At 42.1% G+C, this 11,203-nt stretch carries 11 protein-coding genes, 1 rRNA gene and 1 riboswitch; all 12 genes read left to right on the top strand.

The genetic code is table 11. The annotated features are described in order from the left end of the window. Window positions 1-88 precede the first annotated feature (88 nt). The 12 genes from rrf to purN all read left to right on the top strand — a co-directional run bounded on the left by rrf (window position 89) and on the right by purN (window position 11,194). Window positions 89-204: ribosomal RNA gene (gene rrf / locus AC1DVK_RS21995) — 5S ribosomal RNA — on the top strand. 510 nt (window positions 205-714) lie between these two features. Beyond that, entirely contained in the window at window positions 715-915 is a 201-nt protein-coding gene (locus AC1DVK_RS21990; protein ID WP_061461264.1) for an NETI motif-containing protein, read from the top strand. Between the two features lie 74 nt (window positions 916-989). After that, a riboswitch (purine riboswitch) is annotated at window positions 990-1,091 on the top strand. A 179-nt stretch (window positions 1,092-1,270) separates the two neighbouring features. Continuing rightward, complete coding sequence (gene purE, locus AC1DVK_RS21985; RefSeq protein WP_061461265.1) at window positions 1,271-1,759, top strand: 5-(carboxyamino)imidazole ribonucleotide mutase; 489 nt, start codon at window positions 1,271-1,273, stop codon at window positions 1,757-1,759. Further along, window positions 1,743-2,903, top strand: coding sequence for a 5-(carboxyamino)imidazole ribonucleotide synthase (gene purK / locus AC1DVK_RS21980; protein WP_089362507.1), 1,161 nt, complete (start codon window positions 1,743-1,745; stop codon window positions 2,901-2,903). Before purE ends, purK begins: the two co-directional genes overlap by 17 nt. Then, window positions 2,900-4,192, top strand: coding sequence for an adenylosuccinate lyase (purB, locus tag AC1DVK_RS21975; protein ID WP_089362508.1), 1,293 nt, complete (start codon window positions 2,900-2,902; stop codon window positions 4,190-4,192). Before purK ends, purB begins: the two co-directional genes overlap by 4 nt. Window positions 4,193-4,295: 103 nt before the next feature. Next, window positions 4,296-5,015 (top strand): phosphoribosylaminoimidazolesuccinocarboxamide synthase, encoded by a 720-nt coding sequence (purC, locus tag AC1DVK_RS21970; protein ID WP_089362509.1) that lies wholly within the window; start codon window positions 4,296-4,298, stop codon window positions 5,013-5,015. Further along, window positions 5,008-5,262, top strand: coding sequence for a phosphoribosylformylglycinamidine synthase subunit PurS (gene purS / locus AC1DVK_RS21965; RefSeq protein WP_089362510.1), 255 nt, complete (start codon window positions 5,008-5,010; stop codon window positions 5,260-5,262). Before purC ends, purS begins: the two co-directional genes overlap by 8 nt. Next, window positions 5,259-5,945, top strand: coding sequence for a phosphoribosylformylglycinamidine synthase subunit PurQ (gene purQ / locus AC1DVK_RS21960; RefSeq protein WP_089362511.1), 687 nt, complete (start codon window positions 5,259-5,261; stop codon window positions 5,943-5,945). The genes purS and purQ overlap by 4 nt, the downstream gene beginning before the upstream one ends. Beyond that, complete coding sequence (gene purL / locus AC1DVK_RS21955) at window positions 5,929-8,151, top strand: phosphoribosylformylglycinamidine synthase subunit PurL (protein ID WP_089362512.1); 2,223 nt, start codon at window positions 5,929-5,931, stop codon at window positions 8,149-8,151. The genes purQ and purL overlap by 17 nt, the downstream gene beginning before the upstream one ends. Further along, complete coding sequence (gene purF / locus AC1DVK_RS21950) at window positions 8,136-9,551, top strand: amidophosphoribosyltransferase (protein WP_061461271.1); 1,416 nt, start codon at window positions 8,136-8,138, stop codon at window positions 9,549-9,551. Before purL ends, purF begins: the two co-directional genes overlap by 16 nt. 42 nt (window positions 9,552-9,593) lie before the next feature. Beyond that, window positions 9,594-10,619: a phosphoribosylformylglycinamidine cyclo-ligase gene (purM, locus tag AC1DVK_RS21945; protein ID WP_089362514.1), complete on the top strand. Its 1,026-nt coding sequence runs from the start codon at window positions 9,594-9,596 to the stop codon at window positions 10,617-10,619. Then, window positions 10,619-11,194 carry a phosphoribosylglycinamide formyltransferase gene (purN, locus tag AC1DVK_RS21940; RefSeq protein WP_089362515.1) on the top strand — a complete coding sequence of 192 codons (576 nt, stop codon included), beginning with the start codon at window positions 10,619-10,621 and terminating at the stop codon, window positions 11,192-11,194. The genes purM and purN overlap by 1 nt, the downstream gene beginning before the upstream one ends. Window positions 11,195-11,203 lie beyond the last annotated feature (9 nt).

Raw genomic sequence — 11,203 nt, 5'->3', positions numbered from 1 at the left:
CTAATAGATCGAGGACTTAACCAACGCTTTTTAAAAAATGAAATACCTTCTTATTATCTAGTTTTGAAGGAACAACGTTCCTGATATGTTTGGTGGCGATAGCGAAGAGGTCACACCCGTTCCCATTCCGAACACGGCAGTTAAGCTCTTCAGCGCCGATGGTAGTTGGGGGTTTCCCCCTGTGAGAGTAGGACGCCGCCAAGCCAATTAAAAAGATTAGCCATCCGGCTGGTCTTTTTTTGCGTCTCAATGATTTAAAAGAAATCGTTTTTATGATATTTCCATCTTTCAAATTGAATTGAATTCGACCTAAAGGGATATGTTGCCTCTCTTCAATGCCCTCAAATTACAAGAGGTGTGAATTGAAATAATTCATGGGTGCAAGATACGAATAACTGTACTGATGGAGCAGGGGGATTACTTGAGTCGGCTATAGTATTGGGAAGGGAAGAAGGTTAGGATATTGAATGGATGTATAAATTATGAAGATAGGGTCTTTTTTTAGAGAGACGGCAAATTATGCAAGGAGATTCGGAGAAGACATTAACTAAGGCATTATGGAATCCCTGTAATACTGTAATGAATACTAAAATGGATTTCTTGTCTTACTTGTTCTTTTTCATTATACTAGGAGGAATTTATTAAGATAATAATGCAAGTTGGATTTAAGGAAGAAGGCAAATAAAATGGAATTATGGAAGGGATTTTGGTATTGTGGGTAAAAAAAGTAAGGAAAAGTTTGAAGTTGTTGAGGGTGAGACAATCGATGCTTGTTTAGATCGAATTAAAGCGGCAGGCTACTTTCCTGTAAGGAGGACGGAAGAACCCATCTTTGCCGAGAAAATCGAGAATGGCAAAGTCCAATATGTGCCAGTTGATCGAAAAATTGTATTCGAAGTAAAATTAATCGAGTAAAACACGAACGATTCATTAATATCATGTAAAAATATTCGATTTTAACTTGACATTAAAATGGCCGGAAGGTAAGATGAAGTTACATTAATACATCTCATATAATCATGGGGATATGGCCCAAAAGTTTCTACCTGATGACCGTAAATCATCGGACTATGAGAAAAGCATCTGACTAATTCGGAAACTAGCCAAGTCCTTTTTGTTTTTTTCAAAAGGGCTTTCTATTCCGGGCAGTTTGCTTTCTCGATGAGGAAGCAAACTGCCCGGTTTTTTTAATTTACATGTTATAGATAATGATAAGCGTCCATCTGCATACTCGGGACGCCAAAATATGAGTGTTGGAGGGAAAGATGATATGAAACCACAAGTTGGAGTTATTATGGGAAGTGTCTCGGATTGGGAAACGATGAAATACGCTTGTGAATCATTGGAACAGCTTGAGATTCCCTATGAAAAAAGAGTCGTTTCCGCCCACAGGACGCCGGATTTACTATTTGAATATGCAGAGAGTGCAAAAGATAGAGATATTAAGGTGATTATTGCCGGAGCTGGCGGGGCGGCGCATCTTCCAGGTATGACGGCAGCCAAAACGATTGTCCCTGTGATTGGCGTACCGATACAATCTAAGGCATTAAATGGGATGGATTCGTTATTATCGATTGTTCAAATGCCTGGTGGCGTACCGGTTGCAACGGTTGCAATCGGAAAAGCTGGCGCAGTCAATGCCGGATTATTAGCGGCTCAAATATTAGCAGCTTTCGATTCCAACATTGCTGATAGGTTAGAATCTTTACGAGACGAAACCAGAGAAAAGGTGTTACAAAGCAGTGAACAACTTAAATAATACAATCATTTTACCGGGACAGACCATTGGAATTATTGGCGGCGGGCAATTGGGCAGGATGATGGCCTTGTCGGCTAAGGCATCGGGCTTTAAGATAGCGGTCCTTGAGCCGACTGCAGAAGGTCCATGTGCGCAAGTGGCGGATATTGAAATCATTGGTGCTTATGATGATATCGAAGCATTGAAAAGGTTAGCTGAGGTTAGTGACGTCATAACATATGAGTTTGAAAATATCAGTTCAGAAGCACTAGATTGGTTAAAGCAACATGCATTTCTTCCACAGGGCTCAGAATTATTAAAGATGACCCAGGATAGACTTACTGAAAAAAAGGCTATATCTGATGCAGGAGCTTCGGTTGCTCCCTATCAGGAAATACAGGCTATTTCAGAAATTTACCTTCATATCGAAAAATTAGGGTACCCTAGTGTGTTAAAAACGACGCGGGGCGGTTATGATGGAAAAGGGCAGTTGGTCATTAAGGAAGAAGCCGATATTAAAAAGGCAGAATCCCTGCTCAAAACAGGTGTATGTGTGCTGGAAGCCTGGATACCTTTCGTAAAAGAAATCTCGATTATCGTGACGCGTAAGGCAAATGGCGAGGCAAGTCATTTTCCAATCGCGGAAAATATTCATATTGAAAATATTCTTCATAAAAGCATTGTTCCCGCACGTATTAGTCAACAAGCTGAACGGAAGGCTATTAATGAAGCCTTGCAGCTTGCAGAAAAACTTGATTTGGTAGGGACATTGGCGGTCGAGATGTTTTTAACCGCTCAGGATGAGATCATCATTAATGAATTAGCGCCAAGACCTCATAACTCAGGCCATTATACAATGGAAGCGTGTGAGACTTCACAGTTCGAACAGCATATAAGGGCTGTTTGCAATTGGCCGCTCGGTAATACGGCGTTATTGAAGCCGGTCGTAATGTTAAACATCCTTGGTGAGCATATCGGACCCTTAATGGATGAAATTCCGACGATTTCTGATTGGAAGGTTCATCTTTACGGCAAGAAAGAGGCCAAGTTTAAGCGGAAAATGGGGCATGTGAATATTTTACGTCCAACGATTGAGGAAGCTCTTTTGGAAAGTGATCGAAGCAAAATATGGAATCAACAGGTTGAAACGGAGGAAGTAAAATGATTGAACGTTATACCCGCCCAGAGATGGGAAACATTTGGACAGAAAAGAACCGCTTTAATGCGTGGTTGGAAGTAGAAATTCTAGCTTGTGAAGCATGGTCTGAACTTGGAGTCATTCCAAAGGAAGATGTGAAGCTTCTTCGTGAAAATGCTACGTTCGATGTGGAACGTATCAATGAAATCGAAAAAGATACACGCCACGATGTAGTTGCTTTTACACGTGCGGTTTCTGAAACATTGGGTGAAGAACGGAAATGGGTTCATTACGGATTGACCTCTACTGATGTGGTCGATACAGCTCTTTCATATGTGATTAAGCAAGCGAATGATATCCTTTCAAAGGATTTAAACAACTTCGTAGAAATCTTGAAAAATAAAGCGAAAGAACATAAATATACGGTTCAAATGGGACGTACACATGGAGTACATGCGGAACCGACTACTTTCGGTTTGAAACTGGCACTTTGGTATCAAGAAATGAAACGTAATGTCGAACGTTTTGAAGAAGCCAGAAAGAACATAGAGGTTGGTAAAATTTCAGGAGCTGTCGGAACATACGCAAACATCGACCCGTTCGTTGAAAAATTCGTTTGTGAAAAGCTTGGCCTTGAAGCAGCACCAATTTCAACTCAAACATTACAGCGCGATCGCCACGCACATTATATGAGCACATTGGCTTTAATTGCGACATCAATTGAAAAGTTCGCAGTGGAAATTCGCGGATTGCAAAAAAGTGAAACGCGTGAAGTAGAAGAATTCTTTGCAAAAGGACAAAAGGGATCTTCGGCAATGCCTCATAAACGGAATCCAATCGGTTCTGAAAATATGACGGGAATGGCTCGGGTAATCCGCGGTTACATGATGACAGCATATGAGAATGTGCCATTATGGCATGAACGTGACATTTCGCATTCTTCTGCTGAGCGCATCATCTTTCCAGATGCAACGATCGCTTTAAACTATATGCTGAACCGTTTCAGCAACATAGTGAAGAACTTGACCGTTTACCCGGAAAATATGAAACGTAATATGGACCGTACCCTGGGATTGATTTTCTCACAACGTGTGCTGCTTTCCCTTATCGATAAAGGACTTGTCCGTGAAGAAGCTTATGATACGGTTCAGCCGAAAGCGATGGAAGCATGGGAGCTTCAGGTTCCATTCAGAAGCCTGATCGAAAAGGATGATAAAATCACAAGCTTGCTTACGAAAGAAGAACTTGATGATTGTTTCGATCCTACACATCATTTGAAAAATGTTGATGTAATCTTTGATCGTTTAGGTTTATAAAAATGAAGGCGGCAAACATAGCATCTCTAAACGATGATATGTTTGCCAAGCCTGATTAATGATAGGAAGATTCATAATATTCACAATGCGGGGGTCTGGACAGATGGAAAAACGAGAATTGTTGTATGAAGGAAAAGCGAAACAGATTTTTGCAACAGACAACAGTGAAATAGTATGGGTGGAATACAAGGATTCGGCAACAGCGTTTAATGGTGAGAAGAAGTCAGAAATCGCCGGAAAAGGTAGATTGAATAATCAAATTACAAGCCTATTATTTTCAAAGCTTGCCCAAGAAAATATACCGTCCCATTTTATTGAACAGCTTTCCGACCGGGAGCAGTTAGTTAAGAGAGTATCCATCATTCCGCTTGAAGTAGTCGTTAGAAATACGGCTGCTGGCAGTTTTTCTAAAAGAACTGGTATTGAGGAAGGCCAGCCACTTAAGAAAACGCTGATTGAGTTTTACTATAAAGATGATGAGCTCGGAGATCCTCTGTTAACGGAAGACCATATTGAAGAATTGGAACTTGCAAGCAAGGAAGATGTAGCCATTTTAAAAGTAAAGGCACAAGAAATCAGTAACGTCTTAACTTCCTTCTTTAAAGAGTTGGACATTAAATTGATTGATTTTAAATTAGAGTTTGGTAAAACCCCGAATGGAGACATTCTGCTGGCAGATGAAATTTCACCTGATACATGCCGGTTATGGGATATTACAACGAATGAAAAGTTAGACAAAGATGTATTTCGCCGTAATTTAGGCAGTTTAACAGATGCTTACGAAAAAATTCTAGCAAAGTTGGAGGGTACTCAACATGTATAAGGTTAAGGTATATATCACACTACGCGAAAGTGTACTAGATCCACAGGGAGCAGCAGTTCAACAATCACTTCATAGTTTAACTTATAACGAGGTAAGTGATGTTCGAGTGGGGAAATACATTGAACTAACAATTGAGGATACGGATCGTGATTTAGATCAACTTGTGAAGGAAATGTGTGAAAAACTATTGGCCAACACGGTAATTGAAGCTTACCGTTATGATGTTGAGGAGGTTATCAACCAATGAAATTTGCTGTCATAGTTTTCCCTGGTTCCAATTGTGATGTCGATATGTACCATGCGATAAAGGATGCACTAGGGGAAGAAGTGGAGTATGTTTGGCATTCCACAGACAATCTAGATCAGTATGATGGAATTCTCCTTCCAGGAGGTTTCTCTTATGGAGACTATTTACGCTCTGGAGCAATTGCTAGATTTTCGAATGTAATGGGCGAAGTCGTAAAAGCGGCTCAAGCAGGAAAGCCTGTTTTGGGTGTCTGCAATGGTTTTCAGATTTTACTTGAAGCAGGGCTTTTACCTGGAGCGATGCGTCGTAATGAAGGCTTGAAATTCATTTGCCGCAATGTAGGATTAAAGGTTGAAAATAACCAATCGATGTTCACGACAGGCTATGAATTAAATGAAACGATTACGATCCCGGTTGCCCATGGTGAAGGGAATTACTACTGTGATAATGAAACATTGGCTGAATTAAAACAAAATAACCGTATTTTATTCACTTATGACGGTGAAAATCCAAACGGAAGCTTGGAACAAATAGCGGGAATTACAAATGAACAAGGAAATGTCCTCGGAATGATGCCTCATCCCGAACGTGCTGTTGATTCACTGCTTGGCAGTAAAGACGGCTTAAAGATTTTTCAATCCATCGTAAAAAACTGGAGGGAATCACATGTTATTACAGCTTGAACCAAGTCCGGAAAAAATTAAATCGGAGCGATTGTACGCAAGTATGGGACTATCCGATAAAGAATTTGCCATGGTGGAGAAAATCTTAGGCAGACTGCCGAATTATACGGAAACTGGATTGTTTTCCGTTATGTGGTCAGAGCATTGTTCCTACAAAAATTCAAAACCCATCTTAAGAAAATTCCCGATTACTGGGGAGAAAGTCCTTCAAGGACCTGGTGAAGGAGCTGGTATCGTTGATATCGGTGACAATCAGGCTGTCGTTTTTAAAATAGAAAGTCATAACCACCCATCTGCTATCGAACCTTACCAAGGTGCCGCTACTGGTGTCGGCGGTATTATCCGTGATGTCTTCTCCATGGGTGCACGTCCGATTGCGATGCTGAATTCACTTCGCTTCGGTGAGCTAGACAATGATCGCGTGAAATATTTATTTAAAGAAGTGGTTGCCGGGATTGCTGGGTACGGCAATTGTATCGGAATACCGACTGTGGGAGGCGAAATTCAATTCGATCCTTCTTATGAAGGGAACCCTCTAGTCAATGCCATGTGTGTCGGCTTGATCGACCATAAGGACATAAAAAAAGGCCAGGCGCATGGAGTGGGTAACACAGTCATGTATGTCGGTGCCAAAACAGGACGCGATGGTATTCATGGAGCAACATTTGCATCCGAGGAGCTGTCAGAGTCATCAGAAGAAAAACGACCTGCCGTCCAAGTGGGAGATCCATTCATGGAGAAACTGCTTTTAGAAGCATGTCTAGAATTAATTCAAAATGATGCACTTGTTGGGATTCAGGATATGGGCGCGGCAGGACTTACTAGTTCATCTGCAGAGATGGCAAGTAAAGCGGGCTCAGGCATTAAAATGAACCTTGATTTGATACCGCAGCGTGAAACGGGAATGACTGCTTATGAAATGATGCTTTCTGAATCACAAGAGCGGATGCTGATCGTAGTCACTAAAGGACGTGAACAAGAAATCGTTGACTTGTTTACGAAATATGATCTAGAGGCTGTTTCCGTCGGTGAAGTGACGGATGACAAAAACCTAACGTTATCGCATCAAGGTGAAATTGTTGCAGAGGTTCCAGTTGATGCATTGGCTGAAGAAGCTCCGATTTATCATAAGCCATCTGCAGAACCGCAATATTTCCGTGATTTCCAAAGTATGAAGGCTGAAATGCCAGTCATAGGAGATTATAAAGAAACACTGATATCACTATTGAAGCAACCGACGATTTCGAGTAAGGAATGGGTTTATGATCAATATGATTACATGGTCCGCACGAATACAGTCGTCTCACCTGGATCGGATGCGGCGGTAGTACGAGTTCGGGGCACAAATAAGGCCCTTGCTATGACGACGGATTGTAACTCCCGCTATATATATTTAGATCCAGAAACGGGAGGTAAAATCGCAGTCGCTGAAGCAGCACGTAACATTATTTGCTCGGGTGCGGAACCTTTAGCAATTACGGATTGCCTGAACTTTGGGAATCCAGAAAAACCTGAAATATTTTGGCAATTGGAAAAAGCGGCAGACGGTATGAGTGAAGCTTGCAGAAGCTTAAGTACCCCTGTAATTGGTGGAAATGTCTCGCTTTACAATGAAACGAATGGTGAAGCGATTTATCCGACACCTGTAGTTGGGATGGTTGGTCTTGTCAGTGATCTTCAACATATCACTACACAATCGTTTAAAAATGAATCCGATTTGATTTATGTGATCGGCGAAGCAAAAGTGGAATTTGGAGGCAGTGAATTACAAAAAATGCTTGAGGGTAAAATCTTTGGACGCGCACCAGAACTTGATTTGAGCGTTGAACAAAAGCGTCAGCAGCAAATCCTCACTGCAATCCAAAACGGACTTGTCGCATCAGCCCATGATCTTTCGGAAGGCGGTTTGGCAGTGGCTTTAGCTGAATCTTTATTCGGGACTAGCAAACTTGGTGCAAAAGTGAATATATCCGGCGAACCGGTATCAGAATTATTCAGTGAAACACAATCACGATTCTTACTATCCATCAATCCTGAAAACCAAACGGCATTTGAAGCACTTGTAGAAGATGCGATATGCATTGGCTCAGTAACAGAGGATAATAAATTAGTCGTGACGGCAGACAGTGATAGCAAAGTATTGGAAGCGGACGTTGATGTTTTACAAACAGCTTGGAAGGGAGCTATACCATGCTTGCTGAAATAAGAAGCCTAAACGAAGAGTGTGGCGTTGTTGGAGTCTGGGGACATCCCGATGCAGCACAGCTTGCTTACTACGGTTTGCATAGCTTACAACATCGTGGTCAAGAGGGAGCTGGCATCGTCGTGACGGACGGTGACCAGATGTCCATCACTAAGGGTGAAGGTCTTGTCACAGAAATATTCACGGCTGATAAAATGCAGGCACTTTCCGGTTCAGGAAAAGCTGCGATCGGCCATGTCCGTTATACAACGGCAGGTGGCGGCGGGTATCAAAATGTTCAGCCTTTCCTGTTCAATTCACATACAGGAGGGCTGGCACTTGCTCATAATGGGAACATCGTCAATGCCCATCAATTAAAAGCACAGCTTGAAGGACAGGGAAGCATTTTTCAAACGACATCGGATACGGAAGTTCTGGCCCATTTGATTAAACGGTCCGGCTACTCAGATGTCAGGGATTCCGTGAAGAACAGTTTAAGCATGCTGAAGGGAGCTTATGCCTTTGTCATCATGACAGAAAACCAAATGATCATGGCAAGAGATCCGCATGGCTTCCGTCCACTTTCCTTAGGGAAAATAGGCGATGCATATTTCGCTGCATCCGAAACATGTGCCCTTGATATTGTAGGTGCAGAATTCATCCGCGATATTGAACCGGGTGAACTCGTTGTCATTAATGATGAGGGAATCACTTCCGAGTACTTTTCGCTTTCCAGTCAACAGGCAATGTGTACGATGGAATATGTGTATTTTTCCCGTCCGGATAGTAACATTGATGGGATCAATGTTCATACGGCACGAAAAAACCTTGGCAAGCAAATGGCACTGGAAGCTAAAATAGAAGCGGATGTAGTTACAGGTGTACCCGATTCCAGTATTTCGGCAGCGATAGGCTATGCTGAAGCGGCCGGCATTCCCTATGAAATGGGCTTAATAAAAAATCGTTATGTTGGACGGACGTTCATTCAGCCATCACAGAGTCTGCGCGAACAAGGCGTGAAGATGAAACTTTCACCTGTAAGAGGGGTCGTAGAAGGTAAGCGGGTCATAATGGTTGATGATTCAATCGTCCGTGGGACCACGAGCAGAAGGATTGTCCGCATGTTAAAAGATGCAGGAGCCAAAGAAGTGCATGTTGTAATCAGCTCGCCACCGATCAAGAATCCATGTTTTTATGGAATAGACACGTCTAAAAAGGAAGAACTGATTGCGAGCTCTAAATCGGTGGAGGAAATAAGGGAAATCATTGGTGCTGATTCATTAACTTTTTTAAGTGTCGAAGGTATGGTCGAAGCAATTGGCCGACCATTTCCTGGAGAAACGCGCGGTTCATGCCTAGCTTGTTTCACCGGAAATTATCCGACTGAAATTTTTGAGTACGAACGAGAAAAAACAAAATGTTAATCAAGTCGGCAATGAAGATTGATTTTCGGAGGAGGATTTCAAATGGCTAATGCATATAAACAGGCTGGTGTGGATATTGAGGCTGGTTATGAAGCGGTAAATCGAATGAAAAAACATGTAAAGCGCACATTTCGTCCAGAAGTAATGAATGGTCTTGGCGGTTTTGGAGGCATGTTTGACTTATCTTCCTTGAACCTTAAAGAACCTGTGCTCATTTCAGGTACGGATGGAGTGGGTACGAAACTTTTGTTGGCGTTCATGATGGATAAACACGATACAATTGGTGTGGATTGTGTAGCTATGTGCGTCAATGATGTTGTCGTTCAAGGTGCTGCACCTTTATACTTTTTAGATTATATTGCCTGCGGTAAAGCAGATCCAGAACGAATTGAAATGATCGTCAAAGGAATTGCAGATGGCTGTGAGCAGGCAGGCTGTGCTTTAATCGGCGGAGAAACAGCGGAAATGCCGGGCATGTACGAAACGGAAGAATACGATGTTGCAGGCTTTACTGTAGGTGCAGTTGAAAAATCACGTCTAATTACGGGTGAGGCAATCTCGGCGGGTGATGTCGTTATTGGACTTGCTTCAAGCGGCATCCACAGTAATGGATATTCACTTGTTCGTAAAATCCTTCTTGAAGACTCAGGTATGGGGCTTCATGACTTCGTACCGGAATTGGGTTGCAAGTTGGGTGAGGAATTACTAAAACCGACAAAAATCTATGTAAAATCCATTTTATCGACATTAGAAAAATTTGATGTTAATGGTCTTGCCCATATTACGGGTGGCGGGTTCATCGAAAATATTCCTCGTATTCTACCTGAAGGATGCGGTGTGGAAATCGAGCTAGGAAGTTGGGGAATTCCATCTGTATTCGCGTTCCTTGAAGAAAAAGGGAACCTTGTAAAAGAGGAAATGTTCAATATTTTCAATATGGGTATTGGAATGACGGCTGTCGTGAAAAAAGAAGTGGCATCTGATGTGGTAGCCCATCTACGGTCTTGCGGCGAAGAAGCATCGGTTATTGGAACGATTGTGGACGGAAATGGAGTGTCGTTTAAATAATGAAGCGCCTTGCTGTCTTTGCATCAGGTAATGGTAGTAATTTCCAATCGATTGCTGAAGCAATAAAAAGTGGAAAATTGGCGGCGGAAATCTGTCTTGTCGTTTGTGATCGGGAAGACGCTTATGTACTTGAGAGAGCAAAGCTTGAGAATATTGATTCTTTCTCCTTTTCAGCGAAGAATTACTCTAACAAGACTGAGTATGAATCGGTAATCCTGGAGAAACTTCGCCAATATGAGATAGAGTTTATCATTCTGGCTGGTTATATGCGTTTGATTGGTCCGACATTATTACAAAAGTATACACAGAGAATTGTGAACATCCACCCTTCACTCTTGCCTAGTTTTCCAGGCAAGGATGCAATTGGCCAGGCTTTTGACGCTGGAGTGAAGGAAACGGGGGTAACCGTTCATTATGTTGATGATGGAATGGATACAGGACCGATCATTGCCCAAAATGCAGTGCCAATTCTTGAGGGGGATACGAAAGACATTCTTCAAAAAAGGATTCAGGAAATGGAGCATGACATGTATCCGTCAGTTTTGCAGGAGCTATGCCACAAGAAACTTACTTAATGGAGGGAC

It is taken from the genome of Peribacillus sp. P4_B1 (genome assembly GCF_056402395.1).
This window is presented reverse-complemented; position numbering and strand designations above follow the sequence as displayed.

Excerpts from the sequence above, each read along its gene's own strand:
- purE (WP_061461265.1), top strand. The coding sequence starts at position 1,271 with ATGAAACCACAAGTTGGAGTTATTATGGGAAGTGTCTCGGATTGGGAA.
- purL (WP_089362512.1), top strand. The coding sequence starts at position 5,929 with ATGTTATTACAGCTTGAACCAAGTCCGGAAAAAATTAAATCGGAGCGA.
- purM (WP_089362514.1), top strand. The coding sequence starts at position 9,594 with ATGGCTAATGCATATAAACAGGCTGGTGTGGATATTGAGGCTGGTTAT.
- purN (WP_089362515.1), top strand. The coding sequence starts at position 10,619 with ATGAAGCGCCTTGCTGTCTTTGCATCAGGTAATGGTAGTAATTTCCAA.
- purQ (WP_089362511.1), top strand. The coding sequence starts at position 5,259 with ATGAAATTTGCTGTCATAGTTTTCCCTGGTTCCAATTGTGATGTCGAT.
- purB (WP_089362508.1), top strand. The coding sequence starts at position 2,900 with ATGATTGAACGTTATACCCGCCCAGAGATGGGAAACATTTGGACAGAA.
- purS (WP_089362510.1), top strand. The coding sequence starts at position 5,008 with ATGTATAAGGTTAAGGTATATATCACACTACGCGAAAGTGTACTAGAT.
- purC (WP_089362509.1), top strand. The coding sequence starts at position 4,296 with ATGGAAAAACGAGAATTGTTGTATGAAGGAAAAGCGAAACAGATTTTT.
- purF (WP_061461271.1), top strand. The coding sequence starts at position 8,136 with ATGCTTGCTGAAATAAGAAGCCTAAACGAAGAGTGTGGCGTTGTTGGA.